The following is a 20224-nucleotide window of genomic DNA, read 5'->3' on the forward strand; positions in this document are numbered from 1 at the left end:
AATCTTGTCTATTCTTGCTTAGAGGATGGGAATAATCGCTGGGAATTTACGTATGAAGAACACCCTGTGGGAACAGTTCAAGGCGGGCCTGTTTCGTGGCAAAGCTGAACGGGAGACACTGCATAATGTAGTGGAGTACGCCCCTAACGCCATTATACTGATTGACCAGGACGGACTTATTCAAATGGTGAACACGCAAACCGAACTCGGTTTTGAGTATTCCCGCCAGGAACTGATTGGCCATCCTGTTGAGATGCTGCTTCCTCACCGTTTCCGTAACGCTCATCCTGCCCAGCGCAATAGCTTTTTCGCTCACCCTGCGCGTCGCGCAATGGGCTCTGGACGCGACTTGTATGGAATGCGTAAAGATGGCACGGAATTCCCCATTGAAATCGGCCTGACGCCGATTCCCTCTGGAGGCAAAACCCTGGCGATGGCCAGCATCATCGACATCACTGAACGCAAACGCGCCGAGGAACGCTTTCGCCAGGTCATCGAGTCCGCCCCCAACGCCATTGTGGTTGTCAACCGACACGGCGAGGTGACATTGGTGAATGCGCAAATGGAGAAAATATTTGGCTATCCCAGGAACGAAGTGGTCGGCAACCCTGTCGACATTCTCATTCCAGAGCGCTTTCGCAGTCGCCACGCCAGCTTTATCAACGCCTTTTTCGCCTATCCCAGCACCCGCAGCATGGGAGCAGGTAGAGAGCTGTACGGACGCAAACGAGATGGAACAGAGTTTCCCGTCGAGATTGGCTTGAACCCTATGGCGTCAGATGAGGGTCCCATGGTGTTGGCGAGCATTTTTGACATCTCCGAGCGCAAGTTGGCTGACGAAAAGGCCAACCGGCTACGCCAAGAGTTACATGAGGTCATTTCCGTGCTTGCAACCGCAAACGAAGAGATCATGTGCTCCGTCAATCAAGCGGTGACAAGCAGCCAGGATACCGCCACCGCCATTAGCGAAATCGCCGCCACAGTTGAAGAAGTCAAACAGACGGCATTGATGGCGGGCAGTAAAGCCAAGACGGTCGTCGAAAGCGCCGAGCAAACCCGTAAAGTCGCCAAGGAAGGGCATGCCGCGGTGAATGACACACTGCAGGGAATGCAACAAATCCGCACCCAAATGGAAGGTATTGGCGAAAGCATTACGCAACTGTGCGATCAAACCCAGACCATCGGCGATGTAGTCGCCGCTGTAAACGATTTGGCGGAGCAATCGAACTTGTTAGGCGTGAACGCCTCTATTGAAGCGGTTAAAGCCGGGGAAGTCGGGCGCGGATTCTCCGTCGTGGCGCAGGAGGTCAAATCCCTGGCGGAGCAGTCCAAAGTCGCGACCAAACAAGTACGAGCCATTCTTGCGGACATTCAGAAGGCGATGAACAAAACCGTATTGGTCGCAGAGCAGGGCCACAAAGCGGTCGAGATTGGTTCACAGCGGGCGCAATTCAGCGGCGAAGCGATCAAGGCGCTCATGGACAACGTCACAACCTCCAGCCAGATGGCGATTCAGATCGCCGCCACCAGTCAGCAACAAATCAGTGGTATGGATCAAATCGCCCAAGCGATACAAAGCATAAGAGAGGCGAGCCAGGGCAACGTCAGCGGCATTCGGCAAGTGGAGGAAACTATACGCAATCTGCATCAATTGGGCGCAAAACTGCAAGAGCTGGCGGCGCACTTTAAACCTTAAACAAGCGCCCTGCCCCCTCCTCAGGCCCTCATCACCTTTACTAATCAGCGCCATATAAAAGGTCAATTAGTCCTGTTTGCGTTTCATCCCCATTATTGCCTCAGTTACCCAATTTCAGATTCGAGGTGAGCCATGAGCGCATTCGTAAAGCACATTTCAGATGCAGATTTTAAAGACGCCGTCATCAATTCAGACAAACCAGTATTAGTGGATTTTTGGGCTGAGTGGTGCGGTCCATGCCGGGCGATTGCACCGGTGCTGGACGAATTAGCGGAAGAGATGGCGGACGATATTCAGGTCGTCAAAGTCAATGTCGATGACAATCAGGCGATCGCCAGCGCCATGGGCATTCGCAGCATTCCGACTCTGATTGTCTTCAAGGATGGCAAGGCCGTGGCCAATCACAGCGGCGCCGTCGGTATGGCGCAATTGAAGAACTTTGTTGCGCAAGCGATTTAGTACCCCCTCTTGGAGCAACGCCCTGTTGCTCCTTTTTTATTTATTCGCCACGCTTTTCCGCCATCACATCTTGGCGACTTCTTGCGCCTGCGCTAAAAACACGTCGCCACAAACGAAAAAACGCGCCGCCCGGAAGACGTCGGACGAACGCGTAATACAGCTAAGACCGTTGGCGGCTTAATCGATGCGGCGCCAGTTAATCTGAATATCTTCCTTGCGCGCGAAGCGAACCAGGTGATCGTCCAGAATATATTGAACCACGCCAAGCGCTTCCTCGTTCTCCGCCTCGCAAACCATTTCCAGCGTCGCCTGATCGGCTTTCATCACGCAAGTACCGGGCTTGAACTGCACCCGACCTTCATGATCATCCCATTCCGCCGGCACTTTATGGCGAAAGTGTTTGCAAAGCTTGTTGAGGTACAGGCTCGCAGAGTCTGTGGGTACTGTCGCGACAGATTTAAGCATAGATGTTTCCTTTTTCTGTTAAGACCCTCAACGCAGAGAGCCGACGGCCCGGGGCTACCTTTTCGCAGTTCATCGCAAAGCGCCCCGTTGCCGGAATCACTGATAAGCGTCCTTGTTACGCAAGCATTAGAACGAATACGCCAGCGTCAATTTGTAGTTACGTCCAGGTTCATAGTCATTCAACAACAGCTCACCAAATCTAGGGTGATTGCTGATGCCAGTGCGTGAAGCATGAGCGGTGTACAACTCATCAAACAGGTTTTCAATACCGAACGTCACCGCCACACCATCAAGCTGACCTTTCGGCAGCCATTGCATGGACACATTATGCACTTGATAACCTTCTTTATTTTCCGAGCCTTCGGCTACATTGTCTTCCTCTGAGACGAATTGAGCGTTCCAGTCAAACGTCAGATCAGAGCTGGGCACATAGTAAGTTACGATAACGCCTATAGTGTCTCCAATTTCTCGATCCAGCGGCGTAATCGAACCATCATGACGACGCACTTCCGAATCCATGGAGGCATAGGTCAGCATCAATGATAAATCCGTCAACGAGTACTTAAAGCTGGCCTCGTATCCGCTGATGACCGCAGTCCCCACATTCTCATCTATACTCATCGTCTCAGTTTCTTTTGTTTGGATAACGTCATGGATTTTGGTCCGGTACAACGTTGCTCCAGCGGCGATAGACTTGGCTCCCCATATTCCAGGCTTGAAATAGTTAACGCCAAACTCTTCGTTATGGCCGTCTTCAGGTCTGATGTCCGGATTAGGTGTCTTAACCCCTCCTGCGTTATTGAAGATCTCCGACAACTCAGGCCCTTTAAACGTCTGAGTCGTGGAGGCGCGAATACTTAGCGCATCCGTTACAGGCATCTCTACAGCCAGCGCGCCTGACACTTCCGTGTAGGTCTTATCCGCATTCGCGGAGTCGAGGTTATAACGATCAACTCTGACGCCAGGCGTAATAGCGAGACCGCTATCGAAAGTCGCGCGATCTTCTACGAACAAGGCGATGTTCAGCGCCTTCTCTTTAGTCAGCTGCTCCCCATCTTTATAGGAGATACCCTGTTGACGCAGGATATCGGAGCCATAGGTGAACAAGTGCTCCAAACCAAACGCTTCGGTCAACGTCTGCGCTGTAGCGTTCACTCCCGAGTTGATCGCCTCGCCTTCAATGACGCCACCGGAAACGATGGATTCATCGCGCCTCAAGTCCAGCTCATTGTGAGACAGACTCAGGCGCATATTCAGCATATCGCCGCGATCCATGTCGTAATTCAGAGTGTAAGTGTCACGGTTATATTCCGTTGGATACGGCAATGAGCTACCCGGGATGTTCGTATTCGTCGCCGGTCCCATATCCGGTCGGTAGGTGTAATCGCCTTCGTCCCGGTACGCCCCATAGCCAAACTCCAGACGATCATACTCACCGATGTCATAACCCAGCTTGATCAGGTGATCTTTGATTTTGCCGTCATTGCCGACGTTCTCAACACCATCGCCGTCTTCGGGATTCTTTCGGTCATTCACCAACATATAAGCCAGGAAGTCAAAGCTGTCGCCCAGTTTTCCATAACCAGTTAGGGAGCCCTGATTGGCGTCATTGGTGAAGTGAGACAAAGACAATCTACCGCCGAAGTCGCGACCGGGCTTCAACAAATCTTTGGCGTCCTTGGTCTCAAAATTAACACCGCCGCCCAAGCCACCATGCACTATCGAGTTAGCCCCCACCTGAATATCCACCGCTTTCAAAATATCAGCGTTGATCAACAGGTTGCCCATGTGGTGGTACATGAAGTTGTTTTGACTGGCGCCGTCAATGCGAATGTCCAGATCGGTATCGTCCAGACCGCGAATATTGATGCGCTGGTTGACGGAGTGAGTGCCGCCCACTTCCACGCCTGGCTGGTCCCGTAACAGGTCGCTGAGGTGGTCCGCCTGTTTGATGGAGATGTCTTCTTCGCCCAAATATACGGATGAGCTGGATACCTCCGTCCCCCAAACGGTTACCGGCGCCAGATTGGTGCTCTCCTCTGCCTGAGCGACGCCAGCCACTGGGGCCAGGGCGACAGCCAATGACGCACAGCGCAATGCAAGCGGCAGCTTGGCGGGAGGGAAAGGAACTTGGGCGGAACGCGCTAACCTTCGGACAACATGAAAGGACATTTCAATACCTCTAAGTAAGAACCAGCCGGATCGACGCGCAATAACGCCCCGGACGACAAAAAGCCGTCCGGATGCGATCATTAGACGCCGGAATATATTAATGAGAATTATTATCAATTATATTATCGTTAACATGAGCTGCGATTAAGGCTCAATGCTTATGCAAAATCGTCGAAACGTTATGAGGTATCGCCAAATGGTAAACGCGGCTCAGTCGAGCGCGCCCCGCATTGACGCGGACGAGCTGATCAGACTGGCAAACGACGCCGGATACCGGCAACAGGTTGAATATTCGGAGTCCCATCGTAAAGACGCGATCATGGAAGGACGCTTTGCGTTGACCCGTTATCCGTCAGGTCTTTCCGTGCACCTTAGCGACCTCAAAGAGCTACAGACGTTATCCACCAGCATGGAACTACCGCCGAAGCTAACCTTATCGGTCATTCTTAGGGGGAAGCTGGATTTCGATCTGGGGGACAATAGCTTTGAAGCCGGCGGCGCAGGGCCGGAGTGTTTCGCCTTGTGCATTCCCCAACGGCAAATCTTCCACCGCCGGCTGCGCGCCAATCGCTACCTCACTAAGGTGAATATCTCCGTCAGTCGCGAATGGCTGGAATGTCGCAGTCTTGACGAGGGGGGCGCCTCTTTCGATACGAAAGAGCTGTTCAGCGAAGATATCGTGTTCGCCAAATGGCCGGCCTCCGCCCGCTTGATTGGGCTGGCGGAGCAGATCCTCAACCCTCCTCCCCTTAACCGCTTGCTCTTGAGCCTTTATATTGAAAGCCGCGCTATGGAATTACTCAGCGACGGCATGCTGATGCTGCCGAAACATGTCAGCAAACCTCGCACTGGCGCCGCAGGCATCCTGAAGTCTCAGGAAAGTCGCCGCATCGCCACCGCCAGAGAATTTATTGAAGCCCATCTGGACACCATTGACTCACTGGAGGAAACCGCCGCCGCAGTGGGCATGAGCGTCAGCACTTTACAACGTCGCTTCAAACTCGCCTACGGGCGCACTGTCTTCGAATACGTACGGCAGCGGAAACTGGAGGCTGCGCGTGATGCATTGCTGAAAAAAGAGCTAAGCATTGGCGAAGCCGCTTACAGAGCCGGTTATCGCCATCCTTCCAATTTCGTCACCGCCTTTAAACGCGCCTTCGGCGCCACGCCCGGCGAGCTGTAGGGTTTCTTCGAACGGCGCCATTGCAAGTTCATTGCGTCTGGTCCAAGGGAAAGACTTGTTATAACATAACACCCGTTTCCACGGACCGACGACGCAAAGGGACTCGCATAATGCCAACCAAAGAACAGAACGCAGTGCCTAACAGAATCCCCACCAGTATTATCACCGGCTTTCTGGGAGCCGGAAAAACCACCGCCATTCTTCACCTCCTGGACCAAAAACCCGTCAATGAGACCTGGGCGGTATTGGTGAATGAGTTCGGCGAAGTCGGCATCGACGGAGCCATTCTTTCCGGCAAGGGAGCGTTAGTGAAAGAAGTCCCTGGCGGCTGTATGTGTTGCGTAAATGGTCTACCCATGCAAATCGGGTTGAACATGCTGCTGGCGCGCAAACCCGACCGCTTGCTCATTGAGCCGACCGGGCTTGGACATCCCGATGAAATCATCGCGACGCTTAACGGCGAACACTACCGGGATATCGTACGCATTCAGGCGACTCTGACATTATTGGACCCAAGAAAGGTCAATGACCCGCGTTATAGCGAGAATGAGAATTTCAGAAAGCAGGTTCAGGTCGCCGATATCCTGGTCGCCAACAAAACCGACTTATGTTCTGACGAGGATAAGCGAACGTTTTACGAATGGGTAAAGACCGCCAGACCCGACTTGCATGAAGACGCTATTGGCTGGATCAATCACGGACGCGTCGACCCGAGTTGGTTGGAACATACCGCCGCTCCCAGCGACTACAGCGTTCCGCCGTCGCCGGAAAGCAAGCTTCCCTTTATCGACATCGCTCTCACGCCCCAACAGGATATCGTACGCAAAGAAAACCGCGGCGACGGTTATTTCAGTTGCGGCTGGGTCTTCTCCCCGAAATACCTTTTCGACTTGAAGGAAGTGCTGAACCTTGTCTACTCCCTGAATGTAGAGCGTTGCAAAGGCGTGTTTCGCACCTCGGAAGGCGCTGCGGTGATCAACGCGGAAAATGGAGGCGTCACCGTTTATACCGTCACCGAAGCGCCGGACAGCCGCATCGAGGTGATCGACAGTCAGCCTTTGGACGTGGAAAGCCTGGAAAAACTTCTAAACGAGATTCTGGTCAACGATACAACGACTTAATCAATCAAAACCAGGAGGCGGCCCACCGCCTCAATAGAGACAAAATCAAACCGCGCCCATCACATCAGGCTGCGCAGCTCCTCTGCGGCGAAGAATACATGCTTGATCGTCTCGCGCCGCCATGTGTAAGCGATATGGAGATCGCCGCAGCGAGTCATGCAGGCGCACGGGTAAGAGAATTCGCCCTCACCGTTTTCAAGCACATGGAGAGGTCGCCATTGCTCGCCGTCAGTCGAGGCGGACATGGTCAGCACAGAGCGACCTGCCGCGCCTGAGTTATGAAACAAGAGAAACTGACCGTCGTTGGCGCGCACCACATCAATGGCGGCATCCGGCGCAGGTATATGCGTCAGGCGCAAATCAGTCCAGCTTAGGCCTTCATCAAACGACCAACACTCTCCCAGAAAACCTTCCGCCGTGCGGCAAAGGCTCTGAATAGCTTGTCCATGAATCAGCAATACGGGCTGAATCGCCGACAAAGACGAGGCCTTCGGCCCATGCGCGCTCCAGGTTTTACCCCCGTCTTCACTGCGCTCAAAGCAGATTCGCCACCCCTCATTTTCCGTGCTGGTTGGGATAAGCATAACGCCGGAAGACAACACGACCGGACGCCCACGCACCGGCCCGATTCTACCGCTCTCAAGTAATCGCGGTTGCGACCAGGTAGCTCCCGCATCCACAGATTCAATATAAGCGCCCCACCAGCGGGAGGGGCTCGGCCCCACTTGATAGTACAACAGCAAGAGACCATCGCCGGCTCTGAAGAAAACAGGATTCCATAAGGGGTAGCGGCGTCCGCTTGGTTGCAGGGAGTCAACCAGGAGGCGCTGGTTGCGCCAGCGTCCGCCATGATATTCAGCTCCCCATATCCCCGTTTTCTGCGCCCCTTCTCTGGGACCGGCAAAGCAAGCCAGCAATATGCCGCCCTCCACGTCCTGAACGGTCGCAGCATGACATTGCCTGCCATCGTTAAAATCGAAAACAAAGGCTTCCTGCATGATCGGCCATCTCCTCTGCAGCTTTCCTACAAATCGACGCCGACATCCCCATCGCGAAACAGCATGCGGATGAGGCGGAAGGGCAGGATGACCAGTTCATAACCGATGTCGATGATGAACTCCAGCCAGTCCAACGCGTCCAGCCAACCGCTATCAGTATGACGATGCTTTTTACTTGGCCAGACATAGTGAGCGAGGATAAATCCCCCAACGGATGCGGCCAGTATCCAGCCGTTAAATCCATGGGTGAACTGGCTTACAACGCCGATAACCGCGCCGACGAATAACGTCAGCGACAACAATACTCTCAGTAAATCCATAACGCCGGATCAGACCTCTACAAACAATGCGTCAGCAGTACGACATTATACGAACAGCCGCACGGGTAACGGCTCAGGTTCATTACTGAGCCAAAGGTTAACCCAGTTTAATGCGGAGGGGACGCCTCATCCTAATTGTTTCTGCTAACATACGAGCGCTAGTCGGTGAAGGCGCATGATGAAGGCATGGGGATTTCGAACTATTCAAAATTGATTGCTGTGCTGGCGATAATATTGCCGGCGATGGGACTCGCTTTGTATTTTAAAGCTAACAGTCGTGGTAACGCGGCTTCGCAGGAGTGCCTGTTCGGCAATATTTACGAGTTACTGGAAAGCCAGAAAGTCGGCGATAACGTCTACGAATTATATCTTCATGTAAGCGGCTGGCCGGACAGAATAGAAAGCATTTCCCTGTTCAGTCCCCCTGCATCCTTTGACGCCTGCGGGCAACCCTTACAAAAAGCGCTGGCTTCGTCGCCAGTGGAGTACGGTCAGGAAGGACAAATCGTTAAGTGGCCGATCCGCTTTGTCGTGGAAGGCGGCGCTGTCAGAATCCGCTATTCCAGCGACAAAGACGGTAGACTGGCGATGGAAGACGTTCCCGTAGACTGGAAACTCAGCTCAGCCACGCAGCTTCCTCCACAACTTACGCACTAAAGAGTGCGCATACTCGGCTCGCATTTCATGAGCCCGATTGATGTAATAGCGATAGTCGATACTTCCATCCTCTTCTATTTGATAGTCCACTGTACGGGCTTTCTTTGCGGGATCTTCACGAGCGGCTTCAGTCATCAGGAACACTTCCGCCATAGTCAGTGCTTTCATACTCATACCCTCTTGGATCTGTACTGAACTTTTATTTCATCTTAGTTCGTTCTATGATTCATAAAAATCAATATTTCATGATCATATAGTTCAAGATATTTGATATATGAAGCTACCTGATATTTCCACGGAATTACTGCAAACCTTCGTCACCGTCGTGGACAGCGGCGGCGTGCTGCGCGCCAGTGAACGCCTGTTTAAAACCCAGTCCACCGTCAGCATGCAGCTCAGCCGCCTGGAGGAGCGCCTCGGCGTCGCCTTGTTCCGAACGGTGGGACGGCGTAAAGAGCTGACGCCAGAAGGAGAAACCATGCTGATTTACGCCCGCAAGATTCTGGACTTGCAGAACGAAGCTTTGAAAGCCATTCAGGGCGTGCAGTTTGAAGGCGAATTAACCATCGGTATTTCCCGCTCTCTGGTGGACGGAGACCTGACCAATGAGCTGTCCAAGTTCGCCATGCAGTATCCGCTGATAAAACTTAACGTGCGCTCCGCCTCCAGCATGCATTTGCATAACGCGTTCGAACAGGAAGAGTTTGACTGTATTATCCGCCTGACTCAGGACCCTTCTGCAGACGAGTTAGTGCTCAGCAAAGCGAAGATGGTCTGGGTGGCGTCGGATAAATTTCAATTCGATCCCGGCGTCCCTTTGCGCATGGCTAACTTCACCACGCCCTGCCAATTCCGCTCAATCAGTGAAAAAGCGCTCAAGGCCGCCGGCATTGTCTGGCAGGAAGCTTACACCACCAACAACCTCAACGCGCTGATGTCCGCGGTGCGCGGTAATCTGGCGGTCAGCGCCCGCACTCAGCATGCGCTGCAGCCAGGAACCCGGGTGGTGGGACCGGAAGAAGGTCTCCCCGAACTGCCGGAAATTTTTGTCGTGGCGCAAACCCGCGGCAGCTCAAGACTGGCCGAATTCTTTATTTCATGGTTGGCGCCCCGTCCTCCGGTAGCGGCTTGAAGTCGGAGGGCGACGGGCAGCCCGCGCTTTCGCAGTACTCATTCAGAGGAAGATCCCAGTAGGGCGTCCCCTTGAAGCGCTCCAGAACATAATCCACAAAAGTACGCACCCGATGAGAAAGGTGGCGGGTATGGGGGTAAATCAGGTACGCGTTAGACTCCACCAGTTGGTATTCCGTCAGTATGGGCTTCAGAGCTCCGCTGGCGATTTCCTTGTACAAAATGAAATTAGGCTGCGTCACGATCCCATAGCCATTGATCGCCGCTTGCCGCAGATAATCGCCAGCGTTCGCCTGCAGCCAGGGATTAACACTCACCTCAATGCATTCGCCCTTGCTGTTCCAAAAGCGCCAGATACTGTTTGGCAGATTGGAGTAATGAATTACTCGATGTTGCGTTAATTCTTCCGGGGTTTTGGGTTCGCCGAACTTCTCCAGATAGGCGGGACTGGCGCAGATCACCGTGTGGATTTTGCAGATTGGGCGAGCGATCAAAGTGGAGTCCACCAGGCGTCCAATACGAATCGCCAGGTCATACCCTTCCTGCACGATGTCAACTTGACGATCATTAAAATTGATATCGAAGTTAAGATTCGGGTGCATTTGCATAAAGTCATTGAAAACACAGCCCAAGTGCATCATTCCGAACGTGAACGGAGCCGCGATCTTCAGCTTACCGCTCAGGGACTTGTGCTCGCTGGTCACCGACTCTTCCAGTTCCGCCAGATCCTCCAACAGTCGCAAACAGCGCTCGTAAAAACTGCGCCCTGTTTCGGTCAGCGTTAATTTGCGGGTCGTTCGCACCAGCAACTGCACGCCCAGACGGGATTCCAATTCCGCCAAACGCCGGCTCACCGCTGACTTGGCGATATCCAACACCTGCGCCGCGCGGGTGATGCTGCCAGTCTCCACCACTTTGGCGAAAATCTGCATTTCCTCAAAACGGCTCATGCGCTCCTCCGAATGTGTTTCGCTTAATTGTTCTCATTTTAGCAACAGAATTTTCCCTGCAGCCATGTTTATCCCTTTTAACTCAACAAATATAGTGAGCCCATCTAAACGACAGCCAAACTTTCAGGAGATATCCATGAACCAGTCAATTACTCGCATTCTGAAAATCGACAGCAGCGCCCGTGCGGAAAGCTCAATGAGCCGCAAGCTGGCGCAACAGCTTACCGAGAAGCTGGTCGCGGCTAGCCCTGGTGCGGAAGTGGTTTCCCGTGATGTGTCCGGCGGACTGCCTTTCGTCACGGAAGAATGGATCGGCGCCAGTTACACCCCGGCGGATCAGCGCACTGAAGCGCAAAACCAGGCTCTGGCGCTGTCAGACAGTCTGATCAAGGAAGTACAGGAAGCTGACACGCTGGTTATCGCCGTGCCCATGTATAACTTCAGCGTCCCCGCCACCTTGAAAGCGTATATCGACCAGATCTGCCGCGCGCAAGTGACTTTCCGCTATACCGAGCAGGGCCCTGTTGGACTGCTGGAAAACAAAAAGGCGTATGTGGTGACTGTCACCGGCGGCACGCCAGTGAACAGCGCAGCCGACTTTGTTTCCGCCTATATGCGTCAGGTTCTGGGCTTCATCGGAATCAAGGATGTGACCTTTATCAACGCAGACCGCATCATGGTTGATCCAGAGTCCATTCTGGCCGATGCGCAACAGCAAATCGCCGCGGCCACGGAAGTCGCCGCCGCTTAAGAGTTCGTCAGCCTCGTCCAGCAAGGAAGCAGGCTGTCGCATTTTCCGCGCTGCGACGCAGGTTGACGGCGGCATCCGCCAAGGCCTGGTCCAGAGTGACTGCCCCTGGCGCAATGGGAAAGACAGCGGTCAATCCCATTGCTCGCGCCGCCGTCGCATCGCCTAAAAGCGCGCCAACCAGCGCAATGGTGGGCGCGCCGGCGCTTTGGGCTCTTTGCGCCACGCCCAGTGGCGCTTTGCCTCGCAGACTTTGACTATCCATACAGCCTTCTCCGGTAAACACCAGATCCGCCCCCTTTAATTTTTCGTCAAATCCACTGAGCTCCAACACCAATTCAATGCCCTTGCGTCCTTGCGCGCCAAGCACGCCGACAAACGCCATCCCCAGCCCGCCTGCAGCGCCGCCACCAGGAATTCCACCCAACTCTCGTCCCAATACTTGCTCATTTAACCTCAGCCAGTGGAACAGCAAGCCGTCAAGTTCAGCCACATCAGCGGGCGCAGCGCCTTTTTGCGGACCGAACACCGCCGAGGCGCCCTGCTCCCCGCACAGAGGATTGTCCACATCCAGCGCGATGGTGATGTCGCACTCGCGCAGGCGCGGGTCCAGTCCGCTGTAGTCCAGCGTGGTCAGCTCTCTTAATCCCTGCGCGCAGGGAGCGATCGATTCACCTTGTGCATTGAGCGCGCGCAGCCCCAACGCCATGAGCATCCCTACCCCGCCGTCATTGCTGGCGCTGCCGCCAAGTCCGATCATGAAGCGCCTGGCCCCGGCGTTTAATGCATCGCGAATGACTTCACCACTACCCCAACTGCCTGCCAGAAAAGGATTACGCTGCCCCCGCGTCAATAAATGCAGACCTGTCGCCGCGGCGACTTCTATCACCGCCGTGGCGCCATCCTGCAACAGTCCCCACATTGCCGCTACCGGTTCACTCAGTGGATTGCGCACCATCACGTAGCGTTCATGACCGCCCTTGTTGGCGAGAATCGCCGCAACAAAGCCTTCGCCGCCATCGGAGATCTGGATGGCTTCGCAATGAGCATGAGGCGCAGCGCGCAATACGCCCGCCATGATAGCGGCGCCGACTTCCTGGGAGGACAGGCATTCTTTGAACGAATCTGGAGCAATCAGAACTTTCATTACTTGTTTCCGCATAAGAAAAGGTGACCGACTAAGCCTAGCCATTCCCATGCCAGGGCTAAAGGGTCAGGTGAACTCGCGGCAGATTTTTTGCGAGTCTTCCGCAGACAGCCCCTCTCCGGTCAGCCCGCATTGGCCTGTGCCGGCGCCGCCGGGTTGATAGTATCGACAAGTGTGACAAACGCCAAAGCGCTGCCGTTTACGCGCTATCTGCCATTGCGCCAGGATATCGCGCAGGTTCCCGAGCAAGGCGGCTTCCTCTTGTCCGGAAAAGTTACGCATGGCGGCGTCGAACCCAGGCGGGGGCGTGAGTTTATCCAGCAGCGCTTGCGCTTTTTCCGTCAGATGAAGATGCACCATGCGCCGATCCGAGGCATCCGCCTGCTTTTCCACAAAGCCTTTGGATTCAAGCTGCTTGATGCTCTGGGATATTGTGCCTTTGGTAATTTCCAGATATTCCGCGACGCCTTGCGGCGTATCCGAATAGCGGTTGCAGGCCGCCAAATAACGCAGCACATCCAGATGCACCGGCTGCAGATCGTATTCCAGCAACGCCTTGCGCCACTCTGTGCGGATGACGTAGCCGATACGTTCAATAAATTCAAAAATAAGGTTGTCAGACATCAGTAAATACTATCGACACAATACTGTAATCACAACCTCAGCGTTGGCGTATCGCTCCTATTCGGGCGACCTGATAAGCAATTCCTATCAGCCTGATAAAAACAAATAGAGGGCCAAACACACACATAGTATTGACTCGAAACTTTAAACAGAAGCAAACTACATACTGTTTCGACTCAATACCAAAAGAGGTTTTCTATGTTTACATCCCGATTACTCGCATGCAGCGCTTTGGTGCTTTCCGTTGGCGCCTGCGCCCATACGCCTTCCGCCACGCACATTGAGTCCGCTGTTAATAAGGCGGTTCAGGCTGAGTTCGACTTGATTCAAACCCGTGTTTATCGCGAGGGACCTTACGCTGTTTTTGAACACAGCGTTCGCAATGGCGCAGGCGCGCTGAAGCCCAACGCCATCGGGCAGTTGGCGGGCAGCGAAGTATTCAGCTACGTGTGGCCGACCTCGCTGAATAGCAGCGCAGTGGGGTTTGCATCGAACCAAGGCATTCTCGCCTTCGTACTAACCGCGCACCCAGACTTTGACGACACGCCAAAGTTCGACGAAAACGCCGACGGCAAATTCGATAATGACGGCGATCTCTGGCATAGCCACTGGGTGGTGCTGACGCCCGATGAACAGTGCGGCCCGGGCGCATTGAAAGTGAAGGACATTCCCCCAGACACTCACCCCGAACTGCCGGCGACCTGGCCTGGACTGCCGTTGTTTATCGATAGCCCGGGTTATGAGCCTGAGCTGAAGGGAGAGCAGGTTCGCGCACGGGTTCCACTCAAAGACATGGGGTTCCCGGAAGCGTTCCAGTATGACGGCGTCACCGCCGCCCTGCGCGTCAACGCCAATGTGCACAGTCCGTTATTGTGCGTGACCAATGTATGGGATGTGGCCTCCGGCGATTTAAGCCTGCCGGCGACTTACGCTCCGCAATAACAGAGACAGATTAATAGTGGGGACATGTAAATAGTGCAGGCATGTGAAGAGTAAAAGTAAGTTAATCCGGCGGACAGATAGAGCCCTTCTATGCGTCGGCAACCGACAGGGCCTGGGTATGCCAGGCCCTGTCTCCCGCGGCATTTCGCCGTACAAACGCCGAGCCATTAGCATTTCGACGTATTCCCTGCGTGACGACGCACAGTGGCGCCGGGCTGGCGAAAGCTGTGTTCTGCTTCTATAAAATTAGTATTGGGTACAAAAACTTTATCAGGTGTCTATTCAGAATGTAGGAGGACACGCCATGGCTGAGGAGTTCGAAAAGCTGCATCCGATTCTCAATGAAATCACCCGCACCGTCACTCAACTGTACGAACGGCAAAAAGACGTCGACACGCTGGAAAAGCTCATCAAGCTGGAGGCTATACTGAAAGTCAAACTGGAGGAAATCCAAGCGGTCAAGGCGAAAGTGGAGAACGAGTAACGCATCCCAGCCTGGCTAAAAACGCTGGGTCGCCTGCTGCCGGTACTCTCTGGGCGTAAGCCCCTTCAACTCCTGAAAACGCCGGTTGAAGTTGGCGACATTATTGAAGCCCACCTGAAAACAGATGCTGGCCACCTGTTCATCGGTTTCCGCCAGCAGACAGCATGCTCGGCTGACGCGGATACGATTGAGAAACTCGACAAAACGATTGCCGGTAGCCTTGCGGAAGAAGCGCGAGAAATGACTGTCCGTCATCCCCACCAACTCCGCCACCTCCTGCAGACTGATCGGCGATTCAATGTTATTGATCACATACTCCACCACCGTATTGATCTTGCGTTGCATGGTCTCATTGGCTTTCGAGTTGATCTGCATGGTGGAAAGCATGCGGTAATTCGGCCAGGCCGCCAGCTCATTCATGAAATCAAAAAACAGCACAATGCGGGCCAGCCCGGTGGCGTCGCGGATCTCTGCGAAGCGGCTGCGCACCTCATCAAGATCGACGCCGATAAATTCGATGCCGGAGCGCGCACGCTCCAGCATCGGCAGCAGCTGGCTCAGTTCGGGAATGACTTTGATGCCCTGCTCAATGGTGTCGTGATTGAAGTGGAGCAACATGTCCCGTAGCTCCACTTCGGACTCCGGGTCATTCTTACTGATCCAGTTATGCGGCAGCCTGGGGCCAGTCAGAATCAACTGTCCCGGCCCAAACAGCCCTACATAATCGCCGATAAAGACTTTGCCGGTGGTGGCGACGATGAAATGCAGCTCGTACTCCTCGTGCACGTGCCAACGAATCAAATCGCTGGGGAATCCATGCTCGATATAACGCACGGTGCCCGCGCTGCGATCCGTCAACTCGATTTCCGGCACGCCTTTATTCATCTTCCGCATCGACTTAACCTACTGCTCAGCTCATGACGTTGCCGCCATCCACATTGAATGTCTGCGCCGTAATGTAGTTTGAGGCCGGCGACGCCAGAAACAGCGCCATGCCGCAGATATCCTCCGGCGCGCCCATGCGTCCAAGCGGCACATCCAGTCCCACCCGCCGTTTCTTCTCGCCCAAAGGCAGGTTTTCATATTTGGCGAACAACGCGTCCACCTGCTCCCACATAGGAGTATCCACCACCCCTGGAGAGATCCCGTTAACAGTGATATTGTGCTTGGCCAGCGCCAGCGCCGCCGACTGCGTATAGCTGATGATCGCCGCTTTGCTCGCGCAATAGTGCGATACTAACGCCTCACCTCTACGCCCAGCCTGGGACGCCAGATTGATGATTCTGCCCTGTCTCTGCGAGTCTACCATGTGTTGCGCCACTTTCTGCATCGTGAAAAAGGCCCCTTTCACATTTACGGAAAATATCCGTTCATACATGGCTTCGTTGGATTCCAGCAGCGGCGCCAGGTCAAATACCGCTGCGTTGTTGAACAGAATATCCACGCCGCCAAAGCGTTCAACCGACTGCGCCAATAGACGGTCCACCGACGCCATATCCGTCACGTCCGCCTGCACATAACAGGCGCGTTCAGGGTACTGTTCCAACACTGCAGCGGCCTCTTTCGACGGCGTTGCGGGCAAGTCGCAGAGCACGCAAGAAGCGCCGGCGGCCAGATACGCCTCCGCCACAGCCGCGCCAATACCGCCGCCAGCGCCAGTCACCAAGGCAGTTTTACCCTGCAGGTTAGTCAGGTTTTCGATGGGATAACTCACAGTGTCTTTCCTTTTAAAAGAGGGAATGTCGTTAAAAGCGCGAGACGCCGACTCAATATGACGTCGCAGCAAGTCGCCGAATTCAGGATAGCGCTGCGGCAGATCTCCCCAGAGCTTGGCGTCGGCGACAAAACGCGCCAATGCATCCGGGGCGGATAACAGTTTTTCCAGCCGCGGCCATTCCGGCTCGTAATAGGCAATCGGAGCCTGACCGGCGCGCACTTGCTGCATAAAGACATACCAATACGCGATGGCTTGCAGCGTTCGCTCCGGCGTGCGGCCGGCGGCGAAGCCGCCTTGCAAAGTCGGTAGAATAAATATTGGGAACTTGCTGCCGCCGTCCGCACAGATGCGCTCAATACGATCGCCGATATTGCGGTTGCCGAAGCGGGCCAGCACCTTGCGCCAGTAGGCGTGTAAATCCAGGGGCGAATCGCCTAACGCCGGAATCGCCTCCTGCTCTTCAAATTCCTCTACAAATACTCTCAGCTCAGGATCATGCACCGCGGCGTCGTAGGTGGGAAATCCGCGCAAAGCGGCCAAATAGGACAGTGCGGTATGGCCGCCGTTGAGAATGCGGATTTTCGCTTCCTCATAGGGCTGCACCTGATCCACCAGCGTCACGCCGACGCGCTCCAGCGGCGGACGCCGTCCGGCGAAATCATCTTCAATCACCCACTGCACAAAGTCTTCCGCCATCACCGTCAACGCGTCGGCGACACCGAATCGCGTCCTTACGTCACGGGAATGTTCAGGAGAAAGGCGCGGCGTAATGCGGTCCACCATAGCGTTGGGGAAGCTCGCGTTGTCACGTAGCCAGGTCAACAGCTCGGCGTCCCCGACCAGTTGCAAATACTGGGTAAAACCAGTCTTCAGGGTATCGCCGTTATGGCGCAGGTTGTCGCAGCTCAGCAGGGTGACAGGCCCCTGCATGGACTGCATTCTCGCTCTCAGGCCTGCATGCAGGAACGCATATAACGTATTGCGCCCACTGCCCTGCAGATCCGCGGCGATTTCAGGATGGGCGACATCCAGCAGGCCATCTTCCTTCAGATAGTATCCGCCCTCCGTCACCGTGATGGTGACCAATTGCGTTTGTCCGTCCGCCAGGCATTGATCCACGCTTTGCGGAGACACCGCGCCATCCAGCAAACGAATCAGCGCACCAATTTCTTCATAGCGCGCCTCACCTTCGGGCGAGACGGTTTTCAGCACATAGCTTCCAGACTGCGCCTGCAACGCAGCAAACGCGGGGCTATCGGCGGGCCGAAGATTCACCCCTGTAATGCCCCAATCCAGGCAGTCTTCATGGGCCAGCAGCGCATTGAAATAATAGGCCTGATGCGCCCGATGAAAAGCGCCTACGCCAAGATGGACGACCGACGATCTTACTTGCGAACGATCATAGGACAGCTTGAGCAAAGTCGCGTCGTTCGCCCCAGAACGCTTATCAGACATGAGCCGTCTCCCCGCCATTCACATACACCGCCTGATTTTGCGGATTGAATAAACGCATCTCTTCCGCATCAAAATTCAGGCTCACTTGCTGACCTTCCAGCAAACCGCTGCGCGCGGCGGATTTCACCACCAGATTGCCGCAACCGTTCACCTGTACATGGCAATAGGCTTCCGAGCCCAGGTTTTCAATCAGTTCAATACGCCCCTGCACCGGTCCATCGCCTATCGGTGCGATATGGATATGCTCAGGCCGCACTCCCAGACTCCACCCCGCGCTGACATTGTCCGCCAACACCCGCGCCGGAAGACGCAAATGGGCGTCAGCCGCACGCACTTCGACGCTTTCGCCGCCGTGAATCACTTGATCGATCGCCAACATATTCATCTTCGGCGTGCCGATAAATTCCGCGACAAAGCGATTCGCCGGCTGCTGGTATAGGTCAATGGGAGATCCGCATTGTTCGATCTGGCCCTGATTGAGAATGACCACCCGGTCAGCCAGCGTCATCGCCTCTACCTGATCGTGAGTCACGTAAATCATGGTGGTCCCCAATTGCTTGTGCAGACGCGCCAGTTCAAGACGCATCTGCACCCGCAGAGCGGCGTCCAGATTCGACAACGGTTCGTCAAACAAAAAGACTTTGGGCTGCCGCACGATGGCGCGGCCTATGGCGACCCGCTGCCGCTGCCCGCCGGACAACTCGCGTGGCTTGCGCGCCAGCAGTTTATCCAGTTGCAGGGATGCGGCGACGGAACGCACTTTCTGGTCAATTTCCGCCTGCGGTCGTTTCGCCAGACGCAAGGCGAAGGAAAGGTTCTCCGCCACGGTCATATGCGGATACAGCGCATAAGACTGGAACACCATGGCCAGATCCCGTTTGGAAGACGGCGCTTCGGTGATATCCCGTCCGTCCAGATGGATAGAGCCTTCGGAGACCAGTTCAAGCCCCGCAATCAAACGCAACAGCGTGGATTTACCGCACCCGGACGGGCCAACGAAAACGATAAACTCCCCTTCCTGGATCTCCAGATTGACGCCGCGAATAGCATGGTACTGATCGTAATGTTTATGCAGATCTTTAATATTCAGATAACTCATTGGATAAATCCTCGAAAACTATTTCACGGCGCCGAACGTCAGGCCCTGCACCAACTGCTTCTGACACAACCAGCCGAACGCGACGATGGGCGCGCAGGCCAGCGTGGAAGCCGCCGAAAGCTTGGCCCAGAACAGACCCTCAGGGCTGGAGTAAGAGGCGATCATGGCGGTCAGCGTGCCCGCGTCCGCCGCGGTCAGGTTGAGAGACCAGAACGACTCGTTCCAGCACAGCACGATAGATAACAGGCCGGTGGAGGCGATACCGCCCCAGGCCAGCGGCATGACGATTTTCACCACCTCGCCCATGGGGCTGGCCCCGTCCATCCTGCAGGCTTCCAGTATTTCCCTGGGGATGTCTTTAAAGTAAGAAAACAGCATCCACACCACGATGGGCAGATTCATCATGGTGAAAATGATGATCAGACCAATACGCGTATCGAGCAGCCCGTAATCACGGAACAGAATATAAATCGGCACCAGTACGCCCACCGCCGGTAGCATTTTGGTGGACAACATCCATAGCAATAGATCCTTGGTGCGCTTACCGGGATAAAACGCCATGGCGTATGCGCCGGGTATGGCGATCAGCAACGCCAGAATGGTCGCGCCGAAGGACGTCACAATGGAGTTAATGGCGTGCTTCAAGTAATCGCTGCGCTCCTGCACCAGAGAGAAGTTCTCCAATGTCGGTTCAAACACTAGTGTGGGCGGCGTGGAAATCGCCTGCAGCTCGGTTTTAAACGAGGTCAGAAACATCCACAGGATCGGAAAAAACAGCAGCAACGCGATCCCCCATGCGGAGACGCCCACCAGCCAGGTGCGTAGTTGGTTTTTTTGCTTCAGATTCATAAGCGCC

At 54.7% G+C, this 20224-nt stretch carries 21 protein-coding genes; 9 read left to right on the plus strand and 12 right to left on the minus strand.

Going from position 1 to position 20224, the window contains the following annotated elements; genetic code table 11:
• The first annotated feature begins 52 nt into the window (after positions 1 to 52).
• Positions 53 to 1696 (plus strand): methyl-accepting chemotaxis protein, encoded by a 1644-nt coding sequence (locus O5O45_RS19835; RefSeq protein ID WP_305901086.1) that lies wholly within the window; start codon positions 53 to 55, stop codon positions 1694 to 1696.
• A 132-nt stretch (positions 1697 to 1828) separates the two neighbouring features.
• Positions 1829 to 2155, plus strand: coding sequence for a thioredoxin (trxA, locus tag O5O45_RS19840; protein WP_216736977.1), 327 nt, complete (start codon positions 1829 to 1831; stop codon positions 2153 to 2155).
• Between the two features lie 177 nt (positions 2156 to 2332).
• Here trxA and O5O45_RS19845 read toward each other — a convergent pair whose 3' ends face one another.
• Positions 2333 to 2620 (minus strand): DUF2218 domain-containing protein, encoded by a 288-nt coding sequence (locus tag O5O45_RS19845; protein WP_305901087.1) that lies wholly within the window; start codon positions 2618 to 2620, stop codon positions 2333 to 2335.
• 126 nt (positions 2621 to 2746) lie between these two features.
• Positions 2747 to 4792, minus strand: a complete 2046-nt coding sequence (locus O5O45_RS19850) for a TonB-dependent receptor domain-containing protein (RefSeq protein ID WP_305901088.1) — start codon at positions 4790 to 4792, stop codon at positions 2747 to 2749.
• A gap of 196 nt (positions 4793 to 4988) precedes the next feature.
• On the opposite strand from O5O45_RS19850, the gene O5O45_RS19855 reads away from it, so the two are divergent.
• Together O5O45_RS19855 and O5O45_RS19860 are read left to right on the plus strand one after the other, a co-directional pair.
• Positions 4989 to 5975 (plus strand): AraC family transcriptional regulator, encoded by a 987-nt coding sequence (locus O5O45_RS19855; RefSeq protein WP_305901089.1) that lies wholly within the window; start codon positions 4989 to 4991, stop codon positions 5973 to 5975.
• Positions 5976 to 6085: 110 nt separating this feature from the next.
• A complete protein-coding gene (locus tag O5O45_RS19860) occupies positions 6086 to 7096 on the plus strand; it encodes a CobW family GTP-binding protein (protein ID WP_305901090.1) in 1011 nt (336 codons plus the stop codon).
• Between the two features lie 59 nt (positions 7097 to 7155).
• On the opposite strand, the gene O5O45_RS19865 is transcribed toward O5O45_RS19860, so the two are convergent.
• Both O5O45_RS19865 and O5O45_RS19870 read right to left on the minus strand, forming a co-directional pair.
• On the minus strand, positions 7156 to 8094 hold the full coding sequence (locus tag O5O45_RS19865) for a sialidase family protein (RefSeq protein WP_305901091.1): 939 nt from the start codon (positions 8092 to 8094) through the stop codon (positions 7156 to 7158).
• A gap of 26 nt (positions 8095 to 8120) precedes the next feature.
• Complete coding sequence (locus tag O5O45_RS19870; protein ID WP_305901092.1) at positions 8121 to 8414, minus strand: hypothetical protein; 294 nt, start codon at positions 8412 to 8414, stop codon at positions 8121 to 8123.
• Between the two features lie 165 nt (positions 8415 to 8579).
• Between O5O45_RS19870 and O5O45_RS19875 the strand changes: the two genes are divergently transcribed.
• Positions 8580 to 9071 carry a hypothetical protein gene (locus tag O5O45_RS19875; RefSeq protein ID WP_305901093.1) on the plus strand — a complete coding sequence of 164 codons (492 nt, stop codon included), beginning with the start codon at positions 8580 to 8582 and terminating at the stop codon, positions 9069 to 9071.
• Here O5O45_RS19875 and O5O45_RS19880 read toward each other — a convergent pair.
• Entirely contained in the window at positions 9036 to 9239 is a 204-nt protein-coding gene (locus tag O5O45_RS19880; RefSeq protein WP_305901094.1) for an RSP_7527 family protein, read from the minus strand. The genes O5O45_RS19875 and O5O45_RS19880 overlap by 36 nt on opposite strands.
• A gap of 106 nt (positions 9240 to 9345) precedes the next feature.
• Here O5O45_RS19880 and O5O45_RS19885 point away from each other — a divergent pair, with 106 nt between their 5' ends.
• A complete protein-coding gene (locus O5O45_RS19885) occupies positions 9346 to 10203 on the plus strand; it encodes a LysR substrate-binding domain-containing protein (RefSeq protein WP_305901095.1) in 858 nt (285 codons plus the stop codon).
• Here O5O45_RS19885 and O5O45_RS19890 read toward each other — a convergent pair.
• The gene (locus tag O5O45_RS19890) at positions 10163 to 11152 is read right to left on the minus strand and encodes a LysR family transcriptional regulator (protein ID WP_305901096.1); all 990 of its coding nucleotides are present in this window, start codon (positions 11150 to 11152) and stop codon (positions 10163 to 10165) included. The genes O5O45_RS19885 and O5O45_RS19890 overlap by 41 nt on opposite strands.
• Before the next feature lie 136 nt (positions 11153 to 11288).
• Here O5O45_RS19890 and O5O45_RS19895 point away from each other — a divergent pair, with 136 nt between their 5' ends.
• Positions 11289 to 11903 carry an FMN-dependent NADH-azoreductase gene (locus O5O45_RS19895; RefSeq protein WP_305901097.1) on the plus strand — a complete coding sequence of 205 codons (615 nt, stop codon included), beginning with the start codon at positions 11289 to 11291 and terminating at the stop codon, positions 11901 to 11903.
• Positions 11904 to 11910: 7 nt separating this feature from the next.
• On the opposite strand, the gene O5O45_RS19900 is transcribed toward O5O45_RS19895, so the two are convergent.
• Both O5O45_RS19900 and O5O45_RS19905 read right to left on the minus strand, forming a co-directional pair.
• A complete protein-coding gene (locus O5O45_RS19900) occupies positions 11911 to 13047 on the minus strand; it encodes a glycerate kinase (RefSeq protein WP_305901098.1) in 1137 nt (378 codons plus the stop codon).
• A 66-nt stretch (positions 13048 to 13113) separates the two neighbouring features.
• Positions 13114 to 13671: a MarR family winged helix-turn-helix transcriptional regulator gene (locus O5O45_RS19905; protein ID WP_305901099.1), complete on the minus strand. Its 558-nt coding sequence runs from the start codon at positions 13669 to 13671 to the stop codon at positions 13114 to 13116.
• A gap of 198 nt (positions 13672 to 13869) precedes the next feature.
• Here O5O45_RS19905 and O5O45_RS19910 point away from each other — a divergent pair, with 198 nt between their 5' ends.
• Positions 13870 to 14613 carry a hypothetical protein gene (locus tag O5O45_RS19910; RefSeq protein ID WP_305901100.1) on the plus strand — a complete coding sequence of 248 codons (744 nt, stop codon included), beginning with the start codon at positions 13870 to 13872 and terminating at the stop codon, positions 14611 to 14613.
• Positions 14614 to 14917: 304 nt separating this feature from the next.
• Positions 14918 to 15097, plus strand: a complete 180-nt coding sequence (locus tag O5O45_RS19915; RefSeq protein WP_305901101.1) for a hypothetical protein — start codon at positions 14918 to 14920, stop codon at positions 15095 to 15097.
• A gap of 15 nt (positions 15098 to 15112) precedes the next feature.
• Here the strand turns inward: O5O45_RS19915 and O5O45_RS19920 are convergent, their stop codons facing one another.
• Genes O5O45_RS19920 through O5O45_RS19940 form a run of 4 tightly spaced genes read right to left on the minus strand, consistent with a single transcriptional unit; the run spans position 15113 to position 20217 of the window.
• The gene (locus tag O5O45_RS19920) at positions 15113 to 15991 is read right to left on the minus strand and encodes a helix-turn-helix domain-containing protein (RefSeq protein WP_011395239.1); all 879 of its coding nucleotides are present in this window, start codon (positions 15989 to 15991) and stop codon (positions 15113 to 15115) included.
• Positions 15992 to 16007: 16 nt separating this feature from the next.
• On the minus strand, positions 16008 to 18269 hold the full coding sequence (locus O5O45_RS32020; RefSeq protein WP_371747857.1) for an L-iditol 2-dehydrogenase: 2262 nt from the start codon (positions 18267 to 18269) through the stop codon (positions 16008 to 16010).
• Entirely contained in the window at positions 18262 to 19368 is a 1107-nt protein-coding gene (locus O5O45_RS19935) for an ABC transporter ATP-binding protein (protein WP_305901102.1), read from the minus strand. The genes O5O45_RS32020 and O5O45_RS19935 overlap by 8 nt, the downstream gene beginning before the upstream one ends.
• Positions 19369 to 19386: 18 nt before the next feature.
• Complete coding sequence (locus tag O5O45_RS19940) at positions 19387 to 20217, minus strand: carbohydrate ABC transporter permease (RefSeq protein ID WP_305901103.1); 831 nt, start codon at positions 20215 to 20217, stop codon at positions 19387 to 19389.
• Positions 20218 to 20224 lie beyond the last annotated feature (7 nt).

The sequence above is a fragment of the Hahella sp. HNIBRBA332 genome, assembly GCF_030719035.1.
In the GTDB taxonomy this organism is placed as follows: Bacteria; Pseudomonadota; Gammaproteobacteria; order Pseudomonadales; family Oleiphilaceae; genus Hahella.